Origin of the sequence: Streptomyces sp. NPDC021012 (assembly GCF_044333355.1) — a bacterium.
Lineage (GTDB): Bacteria > Actinomycetota > Actinomycetes > Streptomycetales > Streptomycetaceae > Streptomyces.
Window position 1 is genome coordinate 822,242 of the sequence record NZ_JBIRQU010000001.1, and the last position, 18,043, is coordinate 840,284.

17 protein-coding genes are annotated in these 18,043 nt (G+C 72.0%); 7 read left to right on the forward strand and 10 right to left on the reverse strand.

What is annotated here, in order from left to right; all coding sequences use genetic code 11:
• Positions 1–182 precede the first annotated feature (182 nt).
• The 5 genes from ACH4TP_RS03735 to ACH4TP_RS03755 all read left to right on the forward strand — a co-directional run bounded on the left by ACH4TP_RS03735 (position 183) and on the right by ACH4TP_RS03755 (position 5,493).
• A complete protein-coding gene (locus ACH4TP_RS03735; RefSeq protein WP_398435522.1) occupies positions 183–1,274 on the forward strand; it encodes a LacI family DNA-binding transcriptional regulator in 1,092 nt (363 codons plus the stop codon).
• Positions 1,275–1,374: 100 nt separating this feature from the next.
• Entirely contained in the window at positions 1,375–2,691 is a 1,317-nt protein-coding gene (locus tag ACH4TP_RS03740) for an ABC transporter substrate-binding protein (RefSeq protein WP_398435524.1), read from the forward strand.
• Between the two features lie 4 nt (positions 2,692–2,695).
• On the forward strand, positions 2,696–3,604 hold the full coding sequence (locus ACH4TP_RS03745) for a carbohydrate ABC transporter permease (RefSeq protein WP_398435526.1): 909 nt from the start codon (positions 2,696–2,698) through the stop codon (positions 3,602–3,604).
• Positions 3,601–4,455 carry a carbohydrate ABC transporter permease gene (locus ACH4TP_RS03750; RefSeq protein WP_398435528.1) on the forward strand — a complete coding sequence of 285 codons (855 nt, stop codon included), beginning with the start codon at positions 3,601–3,603 and terminating at the stop codon, positions 4,453–4,455. Before ACH4TP_RS03745 ends, ACH4TP_RS03750 begins: the two co-directional genes overlap by 4 nt.
• Before the next feature lie 18 nt (positions 4,456–4,473).
• Positions 4,474–5,493 carry a hydroxyacid dehydrogenase gene (locus ACH4TP_RS03755; protein WP_389221564.1) on the forward strand — a complete coding sequence of 340 codons (1,020 nt, stop codon included), beginning with the start codon at positions 4,474–4,476 and terminating at the stop codon, positions 5,491–5,493.
• Here the strand turns inward: ACH4TP_RS03755 and ACH4TP_RS03760 are convergent.
• A complete protein-coding gene (locus tag ACH4TP_RS03760; protein WP_398435530.1) occupies positions 5,430–8,975 on the reverse strand; it encodes a hypothetical protein in 3,546 nt (1,181 codons plus the stop codon). The genes ACH4TP_RS03755 and ACH4TP_RS03760 overlap by 64 nt on opposite strands.
• Positions 8,976–9,021: 46 nt before the next feature.
• Between ACH4TP_RS03760 and ACH4TP_RS03765 the strand changes: the two genes are divergently transcribed.
• Positions 9,022–9,720, forward strand: coding sequence for an ester cyclase (locus ACH4TP_RS03765; protein WP_389220791.1), 699 nt, complete (start codon positions 9,022–9,024; stop codon positions 9,718–9,720).
• A 67-nt stretch (positions 9,721–9,787) separates the two neighbouring features.
• Here the strand turns inward: ACH4TP_RS03765 and groL are convergent, their stop codons facing one another.
• The 4 genes from groL to ACH4TP_RS03785 all read right to left on the reverse strand — a co-directional run bounded on the left by groL (position 9,788) and on the right by ACH4TP_RS03785 (position 13,241).
• A complete protein-coding gene (gene groL / locus ACH4TP_RS03770) occupies positions 9,788–11,416 on the reverse strand; it encodes a chaperonin GroEL (RefSeq protein ID WP_398435533.1) in 1,629 nt (542 codons plus the stop codon).
• Between the two features lie 111 nt (positions 11,417–11,527).
• Positions 11,528–11,836 carry a co-chaperone GroES gene (groES, locus tag ACH4TP_RS03775; protein ID WP_017239619.1) on the reverse strand — a complete coding sequence of 103 codons (309 nt, stop codon included), beginning with the start codon at positions 11,834–11,836 and terminating at the stop codon, positions 11,528–11,530.
• A 146-nt stretch (positions 11,837–11,982) separates the two neighbouring features.
• A complete protein-coding gene (locus ACH4TP_RS03780; RefSeq protein WP_389220797.1) occupies positions 11,983–12,300 on the reverse strand; it encodes a hypothetical protein in 318 nt (105 codons plus the stop codon).
• Positions 12,297–13,241 (reverse strand): polysaccharide deacetylase family protein, encoded by a 945-nt coding sequence (locus ACH4TP_RS03785; protein WP_398435535.1) that lies wholly within the window; start codon positions 13,239–13,241, stop codon positions 12,297–12,299. Before ACH4TP_RS03785 ends, ACH4TP_RS03780 begins: the two co-directional genes overlap by 4 nt.
• A 100-nt stretch (positions 13,242–13,341) precedes the next feature.
• Here ACH4TP_RS03785 and ACH4TP_RS03790 point away from each other — a divergent pair, with 100 nt between their 5' ends.
• On the forward strand, positions 13,342–14,532 hold the full coding sequence (locus ACH4TP_RS03790; RefSeq protein ID WP_398435536.1) for an SAM-dependent methyltransferase: 1,191 nt from the start codon (positions 13,342–13,344) through the stop codon (positions 14,530–14,532).
• Here ACH4TP_RS03790 and ACH4TP_RS03795 read toward each other — a convergent pair.
• The 5 genes from ACH4TP_RS03795 to ACH4TP_RS03815 form a co-directional block, all read right to left on the reverse strand.
• Positions 14,471–15,136: a hypothetical protein gene (locus ACH4TP_RS03795; RefSeq protein ID WP_398435538.1), complete on the reverse strand. Its 666-nt coding sequence runs from the start codon at positions 15,134–15,136 to the stop codon at positions 14,471–14,473. The genes ACH4TP_RS03790 and ACH4TP_RS03795 overlap by 62 nt on opposite strands.
• 10 nt (positions 15,137–15,146) lie before the next feature.
• Positions 15,147–16,361 carry an RNA polymerase sigma factor gene (locus ACH4TP_RS03800; protein WP_398184348.1) on the reverse strand — a complete coding sequence of 405 codons (1,215 nt, stop codon included), beginning with the start codon at positions 16,359–16,361 and terminating at the stop codon, positions 15,147–15,149.
• 67 nt (positions 16,362–16,428) lie between these two features.
• Positions 16,429–16,794: a YciI family protein gene (locus ACH4TP_RS03805; RefSeq protein WP_376591534.1), complete on the reverse strand. Its 366-nt coding sequence runs from the start codon at positions 16,792–16,794 to the stop codon at positions 16,429–16,431.
• Between the two features lie 99 nt (positions 16,795–16,893).
• Positions 16,894–17,742: a polysaccharide deacetylase family protein gene (locus ACH4TP_RS03810; protein WP_398184207.1), complete on the reverse strand. Its 849-nt coding sequence runs from the start codon at positions 17,740–17,742 to the stop codon at positions 16,894–16,896.
• 57 nt (positions 17,743–17,799) lie between these two features.
• Positions 17,800–18,039, reverse strand: coding sequence for a hypothetical protein (locus tag ACH4TP_RS03815; protein ID WP_398435782.1), 240 nt, complete (start codon positions 18,037–18,039; stop codon positions 17,800–17,802).
• Positions 18,040–18,043: the final 4 nt, after the last annotated feature.

Consider the following 18,043-nt stretch of genomic DNA (forward strand, 5'->3'; position numbering starts at 1 on the left):
TCGCCGGGAGTCCTGGATCGCCGGGAGTCCTGGGTCCTCGGGAATCCCGGGTCGCCGGGAATCCTGGACAGACTTCGAGCGGACGTCAAGAGAATCGGATCGAATGATCGAAAGTTCTGTCATTCGATCATCTCTGGAGCTAGGCTCAGGGGACCACCACCACCGCGAGGGGGAACCGCGCCGTGCGCGAGAGTGCTGCCGAACGACACGACCGACTGCTGGCCCTGGTGCGCGAGCGCGGCACCGCCCGCGTCTCCGAACTGGCCGAACGCCTCGGGGTCTCCCCCGTCACCGCCCGCCGGGACGTCGAGGCCCTGGCCGCCCAGGGCCTGCTCGACCGGGTGCACGGCCAGGTCTCCTGGCCCCGGCGCGGGGCCGCCGGGCGCTCCGGCGAGGGCCTGGTCCTCGGCCTGCTCGTGCCCTCCGCCACGTACTACTTCGCCGAGGTCATCCGGGGGGCGCACGAGGCGGCGGCCCGCGCCGGGGCGCGGCTCGTGCTGCGGATCTCCGACTACCGGCCGGAGGAGGACCGGGCCCGCGTCGAGGGCCTCCTCGCGGCGGGCGCCGAGGGCGTCCTCGTCGCGCCCGGCTGGCGCGGACTGCCCGAGGACCGGCTCGCGTACGGCGACTGGCTGGCCGAACTGCCCGTGCCGGCCGTCCTCCTGGAGCGCCGCGCCGAGCCCGGCAGCCCGCTCGACGGCCTGGACCGGGTCGCCTCCGACCACGCCCACGGCGTGCTGCTCGCCCTGCGCCACCTGCTCTCGCTCGGCCACGCGACACCTCTCCTCGTGGCCCGCCGGGACTCCCCGACCGCCTTCGCGGTGCGCGCGGGCTACGCCGAGGCGCTGGGGACGCTCGGCCTGAAGGAGCCGCGCCCGGTCATCGACTCCGTACCGGCCGAGGCGGATCCGGAGGGCTTCGAGCGGGCGGTGCGGGCGCTGCACGAGGCCGTCGGCTCGGGCCTGGCGAGCGCGGCCCTGGTCCACAACGACGTGGACGCGATCGAGATCGTGCAGCGCCTGGCCGAGCTGGGCGTACGGGTGCCGCAGGACCTGGCCCTGATCGCGTACGACGACGAGGTCGCCGCCCTCGCCGACACCCCGCTGACGGCGGTCGCCCCGCCGAAGCGCCAGGTGGGCCGGCACGCCACGGAACTCCTGGTGGAGCGGCTCGCGGAGGCCTCCGACGAGGAGGCGGCGCGGCGCCATCTGAGCCTGCTGCCGTGGCTGCGGGTGCGGGACTCGTGCGGCGCCCAGCCCACACCTTCGATCTGATCTTTTTTCGATCAATCAATCTTTCGCTCTTGACTTCGGTCATGAACGGTCACAGGATCACGGCCACAACCCCAGCCGCCCCGCCCTCAGGAGCCGTGCCGTGACCCGTACCTGGAGCAGAACGTCCCGCGTCATAGCCGGCACCGCCACCGCCCTGGCCGTCCTCACGGCCTGCGGCGGCGGCGGTGACGACACCGCCAGCAAGCCGTCCGGGCCCGTGACCATCACCTTCTGGGGCTGGGCCAAGGGCTCCAAGGACGTCGTGGACGCCTTCAACGCCTCCCACAAGGACATCCAGGTGAAGTTCGAGGAGATCCCCTCCGGCAACGCCGGCGGCTACGCCAAGATCTCCAACGCCGTGAAGGCGGGCAACGCCCCCGACCTGGTCTCCATCGAGTACGCCGCGCTCCCCGAGTTCGTGAGCTCCGGCGCCCTCCAGGACATCGGCGACCAATTCACCGAGGCCGACCGCGCCAAGCTCCTCCCGCAGTCCGTCGAACTCACCACCCTCGGCGGGAAGTCCTGGGCCGTCCCCTTCGACGCCGCCCCGCAGGCCTTCTTCTACCGCAAGGACCTCTTCGCCAAGTACAAGATCCAGGTCCCCGCCACCTGGGACGAGTTCAAGAAGGCCGCCGAGCAGGTCAAGAAGGCCGACGCCAAGGCCCGCATCGCCACCTTCTTCCCCGACGACCCGGCCACCTTCGAGGCCCAGGTCTGGCAGGCCGGCGCCCAGTGGTTCAAGGCCGAGAACGACACCTGGAAGATCAACACCACCGACCCGGCCACCACCAGGGTCACCGCCTACTGGCAGGGCCTCCTCGACGCCGACCTCGTCCACAAGGACGCCTCCTTCAGCCCCGAGTGGGTCGGCTCCCTCAAGAACGGCACCACCGTCGGCTACCTCGGCGCCTCCTGGGGCGCTGGCGTCCTCAAGGGCAACGTCCCCGAGATGGGCGGCAAGTGGGCCGTCGCCCCCATCCCCACCTGGGACGGCAAGCCCGCCAGCGGCATGCTCGGCGGCACCTCCTTCGCCGTGACCAAGGACAGCAGGCAGAAGGCCGCGGCCGTCTCCTTCGCCGAGTGGATGTCCACCACCGAGGAGGGCGTCAAGTCCCGGATCGCCTCCGGCACCTCCAGCGCCTTCCCGGCCGACGCCGACCTGCGCCCCGTCGCCAAGAAGGCCTTCGACGCGAGCTTCTACGGCGGCCAGGACGTCTACGCCCTCTTCGAGGCCGCCGGCGCCTCCATCAACCCCAACTGGTCCTGGGGCCCGACCTCCGGCACCACCAACACCGCGATCAAGGACGCCTTCGGCAAGCTCGCCCAGGGCGGCCCGTCCATCGCCGACGCCGTCAAGGCCGGCCACGACGCCACCGTCGCCGAACTCACCAAGCGCGGCCTGAAGGTCGAGGGCTGACCGGATGAAGGCCCGCACCCGCGCCGCGGCGCTCCTGCTGACCCCCTTCCTCGTCCTGTTCACCGCGGTGATGGTGGTGCCGATCGGATACGCGGTCTGGCTCAGCCTCTTCACCGAGAAGCAGTCCGGACTGGGCTTCGGCGGCACCGAGACCGTCTTCACCGGCCTCGCCAACTACACCGCGGCGCTGGGTGACCGGGCCTTCCTCGAAGGCTTCGGCGTCCTGCTCGGATACTGCCTGCTCTACATCCCGCTGCTGCTCGCCGGAGCCCTCGGCCTCGCCCTCCTGCTCGACTCGGCGCTCGCCCGCGCCCGCCGCTTCTTCCAGCTCGCGCTCTTCCTGCCGCACGCCGTCCCCGGCATCATCGCCGCCCTGATCTGGGTCTACCTCTACACGCCCCAGCTCAGCCCGGTCGTGCGGGCCATGGACGCCGGAGGCATCGGCTTCGACTTCTTCTCCCCCGAGGGCACCCTGCCGTCCGTCGTCAACATCGCCCTGTGGGAGTGGCTCGGCTACAACATGGTCATCTTCTACGCCGCCCTCCAGGCCATCGACCGCTCCGTCCTCGAAGCGGCCACCGTCGACGGCGCCGGCGCCTGGCGCATCGCCTTCGCCGTCAAGGTCCCGCTCGTCAGGGCCTCCCTCGCGATGGTCGGCCTCTTCACGGTCATCGGCTCCCTCCAGCTCTTCACCGAGCCGCTCATCCTCAACAAGGGCACCGGCTCCGCCGTCACCTCCACCTGGACGCCGAACATGTACGCCTACACCGCGGCCTTCGACCGCAACGACTACGGACTCGCCGCCGCGGCCTCCGTACTCCTCGCCCTGACGGCGGCGCTGCTCTCCTTCGCGGTGACCAGGCTGACGGGCCGCCGGAAGCCGGACGAGGCACGGAAGGAGAAGACCGCATGAGCCGGCCCCGCACCCCGAACCGATGGCTCTCGAAGGCGGCCGTCAACGGCGCCCTCGTCCTCGCCGTCGTCTACATGCTCTTCCCCCTGGTCTGGCTGCTCACCGCCGCCACCAAGGACGCCGGCGGCCTCCTCGCCGGAGACGCCTTCTCCTTCGAGGGCTTCGACCTCGGCGGCAACCTCTCCCGGCTCGCCGCGTACAACGACGGCGTCTACTTCCACTGGTACGCCAACAGCCTCCTCTACGCGGGAGTCGGCGCCCTCGCCTGCTCCCTCATCAGCGTCGCCGCCGGATACGCCTTCCACGTCTACGACTTCCGCGGCAAGGAGAAGCTCTTCGGCCTCGTCCTCCTGGGCGTGCTCGTCCCCACCACCGCGCTCGCCCTGCCGATGTACCTCCTGGCCAGCGAGATCGGGATCGTCAACACCTACTGGGCCGTCCTGGTCCCCGTCCTCGTCAACCCCTTCGGCGTCTACCTCTCCCGCGTCTTCTGCGCCGGCTACATCCCCGACGAGGCCCTGGAGGCCGCCCGTATCGACGGGGCCGGTGAGATGCGCGTCTTCTGGTCCATCGGCCTGCGCATGGTCATGCCCGGCTTCGTGACCGTCTTCCTCTTCCAGTTCACCGCCGTCTGGAACAACTTCTTCCTCCCCCTGGTGATGCTCTCGGACCAGAAGCTCTACCCGCTGAGCCTCGGCCTGTACGCGTGGAACAGCAACGCCCACGCCGAACCCGACTTCTACCCCCTCGTCGTCACCGGATCACTGCTCGCCGTCGTCCCCCTCGTCGTCGCCTTCGTCTCCCTCCAGCGCCACTGGAAGGCCGGTCTGACGGCCGGCAGCGTCAAGTGAGGAAGGCCCGTGTCCACGATGCACCCGACCACTGACAACCGCCCGAACCTCCTGCTGGCGATGGGCCCCGGGGTGGCCGACCGCCTCCTCACGGAGGCCCACCGCACCCGCCTCGCCGAACTCGCCCGCACCGACCCCCACCTGGTCGCCCACGACCTCACGGCCCCCGACCCCCGGACCGCCGCCGCGCTCGCCGAGGCCGAGATCCTCCTGACCTGCTGGGGAGCGACCCCGCTCACCGCCGACGTCCTGGCCCGCGCCCCCCGCCTCCGCGCCGTCGTCCACGCCGCCGGCTCCGTCAAACACCACATCACCGACGCCTGCTGGCAACGCGGCCTCCGCGTCACCTCGGCCGCCGGGGCCAACGCGCTGCCCGTCGCCGAATACACCCTCGCCGCGATCCTCTTCGCCGGAAAGCGGGTCCTGCGTTCCGCCCAGCGCTACGCGGACACCCGCACCGACGACGCCTGGCTCACCGAGTCCGCCCCCTGGGGCAACTACCGCCGCACCATCGGCATCATCGGCGCCTCCCGCATCGGCCGCCGGGTCGTCGAACTCCTCCGCCCCTTCGACTTCGAGATCCTCCTGTACGACCCGTACGTGACGACCCCACCGCCCGGCACGGAACTCGTCGACCTCGACTCCCTCTGCGCCCGCAGCAGCGTCATCTCCGTCCACGCCCCCCAACTCCCCTCCACCCACGGCATGATCGGCGCCCCCCAGCTCGCCGCGATGCCGGACGGCACCACCCTGATCAACACCGCGCGCGGCTCCCTCGTCGACGAGGAAGCCCTCCTCCCCCACCTGGTGAGCGGCCGCCTCCACGCCATCCTCGACGTGACCGACCCCGAACTCCCGCCCCCCGACTCCCCCCTGTGGACCCTCCCCAACGTCCTCCTCACCCCCCACGTCGCCGGCTCCCTCGGCAACGAACTCCACCGCATGGCGGACCAGGCACTGGAGGAGGTGGCGCGCTACGGGAGGGGGGAGGCGTTCGCGGAGGAGGTACGGGCGTCGGACCTGACGCGGTCGGCCTGATCCTCCAGGCCGTCCAGCAGCCGTTCCGCCTCGGCGACGACCAGCGGAACGGCGCCGGGGTCGGCGTGCAGGGCGGTGTCCAGAACGGCGGCCCAGTTCCCCAGGTGCAGTGCGAGTGCGGCGAACCAGCGGGCCCGCCCGGGGTCGGGATGGGCGCGGGCGAGCTCCGCGTAGGCGAAGGCACACCGATGACCGAGCGGGTGCAGACCGGCGAGGACCGTCGCGGCCCGCCCGTGCTCCCCCGCCGCCACGAGGTCCCGCGCCACGGAGAGCAGTAGATCTGCCGCGTTCGGAGGCGCCACCTCGCCCGCGTAGGCGACCGCCTCCTCGTACGCGCCGAGGAGAACGAGGGCACGGGCGATGTCGTCCGCCCAGGTCGCCACATAGCGCGGGTCTACCGCAGACCGCACCCACTCCACGAGCCGTACGGCCTCCTCACGCCGCCCCAGTGCGAGCTGGGCACGCGCGACGGCGGGCATCCCGCTCGTGGGAAACGACGGGCGGACCTCCATCGCCCGGCCGAGCCACTCGACCGCCTCCTCCGTACGCCCCGCCCGCGCCATCCCCTCTGCCACCAGGGCGCACAGCTCACTCATGTCCGGCGAGGGCTCTGCGGGCACCAGGCGCACGGCCGGCTCCAGCGCACCGGCACTCGCCAGACCGCCTACCGCGTCGGGGAGGAGAAGGGCCGTTTCGTACTCGTCTCCGCTCCCAGCGCGCTCGAACAGCGCCACCACGGCTCCGTGATCACCCGCGCGAAGCAGGGCCTGCAGAGCTCCGCGCAGCAAGTAGGGCCGCTCCAACGGCCCCCGGCTCCACACCACCCCCTCCGCGCGCTCCGTCTGCCCGGTCGCCACCAGCGCTTGAACGAACCACCAGGAACCCTCGTCCGCGCCACGGCGCTCCGCCGCGTCGAGCAGGGCGCGAGCCGTGTCCTCGTGCCCTGGGACACCGGCCAGCGCCTGTGCCACCGCAACGACGGGGTCGGCCAGGGTCTCCGGTGCCGGTGTCCGCAGCACGCGCTCCGCCGAGGCGAGCAGGTCGAGCGCGGTCGTGCGGTCCCCCGCGTCGAGAAGGGCGTCCGCGATCCCGAGGGCGGCGAAGGCCCCCGTCCGGCCGCCGCCCTCCGCCAGGACCGTCGCCCCGTCCTGGCGGCCCGCCTCGCACAGCGCCCGCGCGTACTCCCTCACTGGTTCGTCCCGCCACGCACCGTCGAAACCGTCGATCAGCGCCCAGGCCCGGTCAAGGCGGCCCGCCTGCACGAAGGCCATCGCGAGATCCTTGCGCGACCGCTCCGCGAGGTTCGGCTGGATCTCCGCCATCACCTCCTCCGCCTCGTCCAGGCGTCCGGCCTCGCGCAGTCCGTCGACGACCGTAAGCAGAACGAAGGACCGGGCCGACTCCGAGGCGTCGACGACGGCCGCGCGCGCTAGATCCCAGGCCCCGGCGGCGGCCAGCTCGTCCGCCCAGTACTCGTCCCCCACCCCTGGGCGCAACGCGCCCACCCCCTGCTCCAGGTACGCGAACTCGCCGGTGGCGATCAGGGCGCGGACCGCTTCATGTGGAGCGGACCGTGGGCCCCCGGCGGCATCGAGTGCCCGCAGGGCCTCGTCGAGCAGCGCCACGCCACGCTCCTCGTGACCGGCCTCGCGGAGCGCCCGGGAGCCGTCGACGAGGAGGGCCAGGCCCAGCTCCTCGTCGTCCCCGGCGACGCCCCGCAGCATGCCTTCGGCCTCGTCGGCCCGGCCCGCGGCGAGCAGCGCCCGGCACACCCGGTCCACGGCCCGCACCCGCAGGTCGTCGTCCTGTTCCCCTCGGGCGTGCCCAACCGCTCGCTCGTACTTCCCCGCAGCGCAGAGCGCGTCGAGCAGGGCGAGCAGCAGTCGGCTCCGATCGTCTGTGTCCTCGACGGCGCGGATGAGGTGTTCCGCCCGGTCGAGCGCGCCGGTCGCGAGGAGCAGAGGTGCCAGGGACCCGGTCATGTCGTCACGTTCCCGCCGGCTCGCTTCGCGCAGGACGAACCCTTCGGCCTCGGCCACCAGCGCCTCGGCCTCTTCCCTCCGGCCACAGCCCAGCAGCCGTTCCGCGACCACGCACAGCCCGCCGACCGTGGCCGTACGGTGCTCCCCCCGCACCATGGCCACGGCGCGGTCCACCTGCCCGGCGGCCGCCCAGGAGGCCGCGAGCTCGACCGGGACATCACCGTTGCGCCGCGTCAGTTCGCTCCGCCGGAACCCGAGCCGCAGCATCGTCGCGACCAGTCCGTCCCGCTCCCCTCCTTCGAGCACCGCCTCGCCCGCCGCACGGACCTCCGCCAGGGCCCCGCCGATGCCGCCCGTCTCCGTCAGGAGCCGCTCGTGCCGCCGTTCGTCGAGCGCGCAGGCGAGCATCCGCTCGACGTCCCCCGCCTCCCGCAGCATCGCCACGTAACCGTGCAGCAGGTAGTCCGGAGTGCCGTCCGGCCACCCCCGCCCGCGCCACTCCTCCGCCCAGGAGTGCAGCACCGCCCGCCACCGGTCCAGCTCCCGGCGGCCCAGCATCTCCCGTGCGCCGGACGCCAGTTCCTCGTGGGCGAGCAGATAAGCCTCTCCCCGTACCGCGAACGTCCGCCCCGGCCCCGTGCGGAGAACATCCCTGACCCGGTAGGGGACGTCGCCGGTGAGTTCCGCGAGGTCGTCCGCCGTCAGGCCGCCGCCCGAGGCGGTGACGAGGGCGAGGAGGTCGTACGGGAGGCCGCCGCCGGTCAGGAAGTGCTTCAGTTCGCGTTCGGCCTCGACGCGGATCGCGCGGGCCTTCGGCGAGGGGGTGAGGATCCGGACGATGGAGGGGTCCCGGAGGGGGTGGTCCCCGGGGACGTCGGCGGGGAGGGGCGGGTTGAGGCGGCCGGCGACGATGACCGGGAGGTCGTACGGGAGGAGGGCGGCGATCGAGTGGGCGTCGGGCCCGGTCGTCACGCCCCGGTCCTCGTCGAGGCCGTCGACGAGGAGCACGAGCCGTTCGCCCCGGGCGGCGCAGGCGCGGGCGGCCGTGCGGTAGAGGCGCAGCAGGTGGGCCTCCCTGGTCGCGGCGGTGAGCAGGGCGGGCAGCCCCTCGCCGGCCAACTCCGCGAGCTGTTCGAGGACGACGTCCACGTACGCGACGGCGTCGTTCTGCGCGCCGAGGCGGGCGGTGATGAAGAAGGGGACGATCCGTACGCCCGGGGGCGGGGCGAGGGCGAGCCATGCCATCAGCGCGGATTTGCCCGCCCAGGCGTCCGCCCGCCACCACACGTACCCGGCCCCGGTGCGGCAGAAGTCGGCGAGCTCGGCCAACTCCTCCTCACGTCCGACGAGTTCGGCGGGGGCGATGCGGCGCACCTGTTCCCAGTACGCCGAGCGGACCGCCGGCGGGGCCCCGGCCACCACGCGGTTCCCGTCTCCGATCACAACGGTGCCCGCGCTGTTGTCGACGGTGACCGGACGCTTCTCCCCTGCCCACTCCATGCACTCAACCTAGACTGGAAAGGTCCTACCTGGGCCGGGAGGCGTCATGACCTTCGTACAAATCATCGACTGCAAGACGAGCCGGGTCGAGGACCTGAACCGGCTCATGGACCGGTGGGTCGAGCAGACCAAGGGCAAGCGGACCGCGACGCACAGCATCGTCGGCAAGGACCGGTCGGATGCCTCGCACGTCGTGGAGATCGTCGAGTTCCCCTCGTACGACGTGGCCATGCGGAACTCGCAGCTTCCCGAGACGGACCGGATCTTCCGGGAGATGGTCGCGCTCTGTGACGAGATGCCGACCTTCACCGATCTGGACGTGGTGCGGGACGAGCAGATGTACAAGGCGGCCTCCCGGCGGTTCTTCGAGCTGGTGGCGATGCCCGGGGAGCTGCCGCCGCTCGACGAGGTGTTCGCCGAGGGGTATCACGACCACGATCCGAACAATCCGACGGACACGGTCGGGATGGACGCGCTGCGGCGCGAGTCCGAGATGTGGCGGGCGGCGTTCGACTTCACGTTCACGGTCGACGACCAGATCGCGGACGGGGACCGGGTCTGCACGCGCTGGACGTGGAAGGGGACGCAGGTCGGCGACTTCATGGGGATCCAGCCGACCGGGATGGAGGTGAGCATGACCGGGATGGTCGTCCACCGCTTCCGGGAGGACGGGAAGGCCGTGGAGGGGTGGTGGCAGTACGACATGCTCGGGCTGATGGAGCAGCTCGGGGCGGTGGAGGAGTAGGGGCGGAGCAGTGAGGCCCGGTGCTCCCGCGACGGGAGCACCGGGCCTCAGCTGTCAGTCAGCTGCCTCAGTGGGAGTGGCCGTGACCGTGGCCGTGGCCGTGGTCCGCCGGCTCCTCTTCCTTCTTCTCCACCACGAGGGTCTCGGTGGTGAGGAGGAGGGAGGCGATCGAGGCGGCGTTCTCCAGGGCGGAGCGCGTCACCTTCACCGGGTCGATGACGCCGGCCTTGACCAGGTCGCCGTACTCGCCGGTCGCGGCGTTGAAGCCCTGGCCCTTGTCGAGCTCGGCGACCTTGGAGGTGATGACGTAGCCCTCGAGGCCGGCGTTCTCGGCGATCCAGCGCAGCGGCTCGACGGCGGCGCGGCGGACGACCGCGACACCGGTGGCCTCGTCGCCGGTCTTGTCGAGGTTGCCCTCGAGGACCTTGACGGCGTGGACGAGCGCGGAGCCACCACCGGAGACGATGCCCTCCTCGACCGCGGCGCGGGTCGCGGAGATGGCGTCCTCCAGACGGTGCTTCTTCTCCTTGAGCTCGACCTCGGTCGCGGCGCCGACCTTGATGACGCACACGCCGCCGGCGAGCTTCGCGAGGCGCTCCTGGAGCTTCTCGCGGTCCCAGTCGGAGTCCGTGGACTCGATCTCGGCCTTGATCTGGTTGACGCGGCCCTGCACGTCCTCCGAGTTGCCGCCACCGTCGACGATCGTGGTGTCGTCCTTGGTGATGGTGACGCGGCGGGCGGTGCCGAGCACGTCCAGACCGGCCTGGTCGAGCTTGAGGCCGACCTCCTCGGCGATGACGGTGGCGCCGGTGAGCGTCGCCATGTCGCCGAGCATCGCCTTGCGGCGGTCACCGAAGCCGGGGGCCTTGACGGCGACGGCGTTGAAGGTGCCACGGATCTTGTTGACGACGAGGGTGGAGAGGGCCTCGCCCTCGACGTCCTCGGCGATGATCAGGAGCGGCTTGCTGGCGCCGGCCTGGATGACCTTCTCCAGGATGGGCAGCAGGTCCTGGATCGAGGAGATCTTGCCCTGGTGGATCAGGATGTACGGGTCGTCGAGGACGGCCTCCATGCGCTCCTGGTCGGTCACCATGTACGGGGACAGGTAGCCCTTGTCGAAGGCCATGCCCTCGGTGAAGTCGAGCTCCAGGCCGAAGGTGTTGGACTCCTCGACGGTGATGACACCGTCCTTGCCGACCTTGTCCATCGCCTCGGCGATGAGCTCGCCGACCTGCTGGTCCTGCGCGGAGAGCGCGGCGACGGCGGCGATGTCGGACTTGTCCTCGATCGGGCGGGCGGTGGCGAGGAGCTCCTCGGAGACGGCCTTGACGGCGGCGTCGATGCCCTTCTTCAGGGCGGCCGGGGAGGCGCCGGCGGCGACGTTGCGCAGACCCTCGCGGACCAGGGCCTGGGCGAGCACGGTGGCGGTGGTGGTGCCGTCACCCGCGATGTCGTTGGTCTTGGTCGCCACCTCCTTCACGAGCTGGGCGCCGAGGTTCTCGTACGGGTCCTCGATCTCGACCTCGCGGGCGATCGTGACACCGTCGTTGGTGATGGTGGGGGCGCCGAACTTCTTGTCGATGACGACGTTGCGGCCCTTGGGGCCGATCGTCACCTTCACCGTGTCGGCAAGCTTGTTGACGCCGCGCTCAAGGGCGCGACGGGCGTCCTCGTCGAACTTCAGGATCTTCGCCATGGGAGCGGTTCAGCCCTCTCGGATTCAAGGTGGAACGAACTGCGCCCCCGGACGCCCGGTGCGGGGTCAAGGGGCGCAGCTCAAAGCATCTGCTTCAGATACTTCGGCGAATTACTTCTCGACGATCGCGAGCACGTCGCGAGCCGAGAGGACGAGGTACTCCTCGCCGTTGTACTTCACCTCGGTGCCGCCGTACTTGCTGTACAGCACGATGTCGCCGGTCTTGACGTCGAGCGGCAGACGCTCGCCGTTCTCGAAGCGGCCCGGGCCAACGGCCAGGACGACGCCCTCCTGGGGCTTCTCCTTGGCGGTGTCCGGAATGACCAGGCCAGAGGCGGTGGTCTGCTCGGCGTCGAGCGGCTGGACCACGATGCGGTCCTCGAGCGGCTTGATGGCAACCTTGGAGCTGGTGGTCGTCACGATCCGACCTCCCCCTTCGGAGATCTCACGGGGTTAACTGTCTGAGGTGGCGACCAGGTGGATCCGTCGTCGCGGGTGCCGGACCTGCCCGTCGCTGTGTTGGCACTCTCCGGTGGGGAGTGCCAGAGCCGAGACTATGACCGCGATTAGCACTCGGTCAAGCGGAGTGCCAATTCCTCGCTCCGTGGCGTGACGGTGCGCGTGCCTGTACGCGTGGCCGGACGCGTGGCCGTCCGCAGTACGGGGGGCTCTTCGCAGCGCTTCGCGTCCACCGCCGCCCGGACGGTCCGTACGGTCTCGGCCGGGCTGGGCCGGGGCCCCACCCGCTCCGCCGCCTTCCGGCCGAGCCGCTCGATCGGGTCGATCGGGTCGGCCGGGTCGACCGAGGAGGTGCAGGCGGGGAGGGTGAGGAGCGCGCCGGTCACCACGAGCACGGCGGCCCATCGCCGCCCCCGCGTCCTCACACGTAGTCCTCGAGCTTCGCCACCGCGTACCCCTTCGACGTGATCACGTTCATCACCCGTCGGATCATGTCCGGCATCGTGCCCTTCCAGTCCTCCTTGCCCCGGAAATGGGTGAGCACGATGTCGCCGGGGTGCAGGTCCCGGTCCCACTCGCGCCACTCCATGTGGTCGGGGAAGGCCTCGGCGGCCCAGAGCGGAACCGCCTTGACGCCGCAGGACTTGGCCGCGACCAGGGTGTCCTCGTTGTAGTTGCCGTACGGCGGGCGGAAGAGCGGGGGCCGCTTGCCGAAGCGCTTCTCGATGACGTCCTGCATCCCGCAGATCTCGCGCTTCTGCTCGCCGTACGACAGGCCGGGCAGGTAGCGGTGGTTGAGGGTGTGGTTCTGGAGGGCGACGCCGGACTCCTCGGACTTCTGCATCCTCGCGAAGTAGCCGTAGTCGTCCTTGACGAGGTAGTTGCTGAGGAAGGCGGTGTACGGGATCCGCAGCTCCGTCATCATCTTCAGCAGCCGGGGGTCCTTCTCCGCGCCGTCGTCGATCGTCAGGAAGACGACCTTCTGCTTGGTCGGCACGGTGGTGAAGACGGGCGGCAGGCCCTCGCCGTCCGTCTCGAAGCCCTTCCGGGTGGTGATCTTCGGCTTGACGGCGGGCGGGGCGGGCGCTTCGAGCGGGGGCTTGGCGAGGCCCCACTTCTTGGCGGCGAGCACGCGGGCGGCCCGCTGCGCGCGGACCTTCTCGACGTACGCGGTGAGGGCGCCGGCCGCGCCCTGGGCCTGCTGGCCGGCCGCGGGGACGGGCTCGGCGCGCTTCGGTTCGGCACTGCCGGAGCAGGCCGTGGCGGCGGAGGCGAGGGCGGCGACGGCGAGCGCCGCCCCGAGCGTCCGGCGGGAGCGGTGCGCGCCTTGTGTCATCATCTGGTCCTTTTGTCGTACGAGCTGCATGGCGCCGCATCCTGTCAGCGCGAGAGCCCCATCCGGGCCGCGACACCGCCGTACCGCCCCCACCGTCCCCCGGCCGGCCCACTGGCCTCCAGGGCCCAGAATGGGACGGGTGAACGACCTCGACTCCTTCGCCGCCCTGCTCGGCCCCGAGGGGCAGACGCTCCTCGCCGCCCTGCGCGACTACGACCCCGCCCAGGAGCTGGCGGTCGCCTCCCGGCTGCGCCGCGACCATCCCGCCGAGCTCGTCAGCGCGGCCCTCGGGCAGGCGCGGCTGCGGCAGCGGGCGGTGGCGAAGTTCGGCGCGGAGGACGCGTACCGGATGTACTTCACGCCCCACGGCGTCGAGCAGTCGACCCGCGCCTCGGTCGGCGCCTACCGGGCGGCCCGGATGAAGGCGCTGGGCGTCCGGAGCGTCGCGGACCTCTGCTCCGGGATCGGCGGCGACGCGATCGCGCTGGCCCGCGCCGGGATCTCCGTCCTCGCCGTCGACCGCGACCCGCTGACCGCCGAGACGGTCCGGGCCAACGCCGAGGCGCTCGGCCTCGCCGACCTGATCGAGGTCCGCTGCGCCGACGTCGCCGAGATCGACACGAGCCCGTACGACGCGGTCTTCGTCGACCCGGCGCGGCGCGGCGGCCGGGGCAGGATCTTCGACCCCGAGGCGTACTCCCCGCCGCTGTCCTGGGCGATCGAGGCGGCCCGCAAGGCCCCGCGCGCCGCGCTCAAGATCGCCCCGGGCATCCCGCACGAGGCGGTGCCCGAGGAGGCCGAGGCCGAGTGGATCTCGGACGGCGGGGACGTGAAGGAGGCCGTGCTCTGGTTCGGCACGGAGCCGGGCGCCCGCCGGGCCACCCTGCTCCCCTCCGGGACCACCCTGACGGGCCGGGGGCTGCCGGACCCGGCGGTCCGCCCGGTCGGCCGCTACCTGTACGAGCCGGACGGCGCCGTCATCCGCGCGCACCTCGTCGCCGAGGTCGCGGAGGAGCTGAACGGCGGCCTGATCGACGAGACGATCGCGTACGTCACGGCGGACGAGCCGCGCGAGACCCCGTACGCCTCCGCCTACGAGATCACCGACGAACTCCCCTTCAACCTCAAGAAGTTGAAGGCCCTGCTGCGGGAGCGCGAGGTCGGCGTCCTCACCGTGAAGAAGCGCGGCTCGGCGGTCGAACCCGAGGAGATCCGCCGCAAGGTGAAGCCGAAGGGCCCCAACTCCGCGACGGTCCTGCTCACTCGGGTCGCGGGCGCCCCGACGATGCTGATCGGCCGGCCGGTCGGCGGGGGCCGGTGAGCCGCACCGCGAAGCGGTAGTGGCCGACGGCCTTGGCCAGGCCGGTGAGGCCCGTGACCCAGAGGATCAGGGCGACGCCCATGCCGTAGGCGACCAGGCCGTAACCGTCGTCGCGGCTGACGCCCGCCGGGACCGCGAAGCCCATCCAGAGGCCGACCGCGCACATCGCGAAGGACAGCAGCAGCCAGGCGACGCTGAGGCCGGGGGCGAGCAGCCGGGCGTCGGTCGGGCCGTGCCTGTCGAGGGCCGCCCACTGGACGAGGCGGTCGCGGACGGTCCGGTCGCGCCGCAGGCTGCGGACGGTCAGCCACACGGCCGGGACGAAGATCCCGATGCCGAGGGCCGCCGGGACGATTCCGAGCATCGTCGTCATCGGGTCGGGGAGCGGCGCGCCGAGCGCGATGAGCAGCACGCCGATGAGCCCCCAGCCCAGTTGGAGCAGGAGGAACCAGACCAGGAACAGCGTGAGCCGCCCGACGCCGAGCAGCCTCCTGCCGAGTTCGCCGAGCGCCAGCGCCCGGTCGGCGAGCAGCGCCTCCCGGTCGGGCCAGCTCCGGAGGTCGGCGGGCGGGGGCGGCGGAGGGAGCGGGGTGCGCGGGGACATGCCGAAAACCCTAAGTCCCCGCCTCCGGCCCGAGTTCGCTGGCCCGTTCCCGCAGCAGTTCCCGCTCGCTCTCGTTCCGGGTGAGCGCGGCCGCGCGCTCGAACTCCGCGCGGGCCTCCGCCAGTCGGCCGAGGCGGGCGAGGAGGTCGCCCCGGACGCTCGGGAGCAGGTGGTAGCGCGCCAGGGCCGGTTCGGCGGCGAGGGCGTCGACGATGCGGAGGGCGGCCCCGGGGCCCTCGGTCATCGACACCGCGACCGCGCGGTTCAGTTCGACCACCGGGGACGGGGCCAGGGTGCCGAGCCGGGCGTACAACGCGGCGATGGTCGGCCAGTCGGTGGCCTCGTACGAGGCGGCCCGCGCGTGGCAGGCGGCGATCGCGGCCTGGAGGGCGTAGGGGCCGTAGGAGCGGCCGTCCCCGGCGCGTTCCAGGGCGGCGAAGCCGCGCCGGATCAGCAGCCGGTTCCAGCGGCTCCTGTTCTGGTCGGCGAGGAGCACCGGCCGCCCGTCGGGGCCGGTGCGGACGGGGACGCGGGAGGCCTGGAGTTCCAGCAGGGCGGCGAGGCCGTGCGCCTCGCTCTCCCCCGGCATGAGGGCGGCCAGGCCCCGGGCGAGCCTCAGCGCGTCCTCGCACAGGCCGGGCCGCAGCAGGTCGTCGCCGGCGGTGGCCGCGTACCCCTCGTTGAAGATCAGGTAGACGACCTCCAGGACGGAGCCGAGCCGGGCGGCCCGGTCCTCCCCGTACGGCACCTCGAACTCCACGCCCGCCTTCGCGAGCGTCCGCTTGGCCCGGGTGATCCGCGCCGCGACCGTCGCCTCCGGCACGAGGAAGGCGCGGGCGATCTCGTCCGTCCGCAGCCCGCCGACGAGCCGCAGCGTGAGCGCCGCGCGCGCGTCGGCGGAGAGCACGGGGTGGCAGGTGGTGAAGACGAGCCGGAGGACGTCGTCGTCGATGTCGCCGGGGCCGGAGGGCTCGGGGTCGTACGACTCCTCCGAGAGCGTCCTGCCGACCTCGGCCAGCTTCCGCGCGTACGTCTCGCGCCGCCGTACGAGGTCGACGGCGCGGTGCTTCGCGGCGGCCGTCAGCCAGGCTCCCGGGCTCTCCGGGACGCCCGACCGCGGCCACTGCTCCAGGGCCGCGACCAGCGCGTCCTGGGCGAGCTCCTCCGCGATGCCGACGTCCCGGACGATCCTCGCCACCGTGGCGATGATCCGCGCCGACTCCATCCGGAAGACCGTCTCCAGCGTGCTCTCCACCGACACCGTCACAGCTCGTATGAGAGCACGGCGCGGGTCAGCCCTCCGGCATCTCCTCGACCTCGCGGACCTCCAGGCCGACCTTCCAGTGCGGCGGGTGGACGGCCAGGAACCGCTTCCCCCACTCCACGGCCTCGGCCATGTCCTTGCACTGGAGCATCGCGTAGCCGCCGACGACCTCCTTGGTCTCGGTGAACGGGCCGTCGGTGAAGGACAGCTTCCCGTCCGACCAGGTGATCCGGGTGGCCTCGGCGGTCGGCTTGAGCCCGGCCGTGTCCACCATGGCGCCGGCCTTGGTGATCTCCTCGAAGAGCGCGCCCATCCGCTGCTCGAAGCCGGGGTCGGCGCTCTCCATGTCGATGGTGTTCTCCTCGATGCGCACGAGGGACAGGTAGCGGGGCATGACGACTCCTCGGTGGTGCGGTGGGCGGGGCCGTTCCCCGCCGTCCACACATACGTCGAACGGGATCCGTCCGCATCGACACCGCGCCGCGAAGACTTTCTAGAGGTAGTCCTCCAGGCGGGCCACCGTGAAGCCCTGCTCCTGGATCTTCCGCAGCATCGTCGCCGTCATCTCGGTCATCGTCCGGCCCTTGAGCTCGGACGGGCCCCGGAAGTGGGCCAGGACGATGTCGCCGGGGTGCAGCTTCCGGTCGCCGCGCTGGTACTGCATGTTCTTGATCTGCATGGACTCGCGCCACAGGACGATCGCGTCGAGCCCGCACTCCCCCACCGCCGTGCGCGTGGCCTCGTTCCAGTTGCCGTACGGCGGGCGGAAGAGGCGCGGGGTGGTGCCGTACCGCTGCTTGAGCTTCGTCTGCTGGCCGCATATCTCGCGGCGCTGGGCCTCCGGGCCGAGGGTGCGGAGGTTGGGGTGGGTGAGGGTGTGGTTGGCGAGGCCGTTGCCCTGGGCGATCAGGGGCTCGAAGTACGCGTAGTCGGCGCGGATGGCCGCGTCCGTGAGGAACATCGTGAAGGGGACCTTGAGGTCCTTCATCATCCGGACGAACTCCGGGTCCTTCTCGGCGCCGTCGTCGATCGTGAGGAAGACGATCTTCTCGCGGGTGGGTATCTCGCTGACGACGGGCACCGGTCCGCCGGCCCGGCGGACCACCGGCTTGACCGCGGGCGGGGCGGGCGGGGCGGGGAAGGGCTTGAGGCCCCACTTCCGGTACGCGGCGGCCGTGGCGGCTCCGGGGGCCTCGGGCGCCTCGTCCCCGGCCGTGGGCGTGGTGGTCGGGGAAGCCGCCGGGGCGGGGGGCTGGGCGGCGGCGGGCTCGTCCACCGTGCAGCCGGTCACCAGGAGGGCGACGGTGGTCAGGGCCGCCCACAGCGCGATCGTCTTCTTCACGCGCTGTGGGATGCCCGAAACGCTCGAAAGGTTGCTCTATTCCTGACGCGTCATCGCTCACTCGACCGATTCGAAGCGCCAGCGGTGGACCGGACGGGTGATCAGCTCCGCGTCCGGCTCCGGCAGCTCGGGCAGCTCGGCGTCGAAGGTCTCCGCCTCCCACCAGGTGAGGACGAGGACCCGGTCCTGCGGGGCCCGGAAGAGCTCCCGGCGCAGCGGCTCGCGGGCGAGGACCCGCGCCCGCGCCCACTCCACGAGCTCGGCGCCCCGGCCCCGGGCGGCCCTGGCCTCCCACATGAGC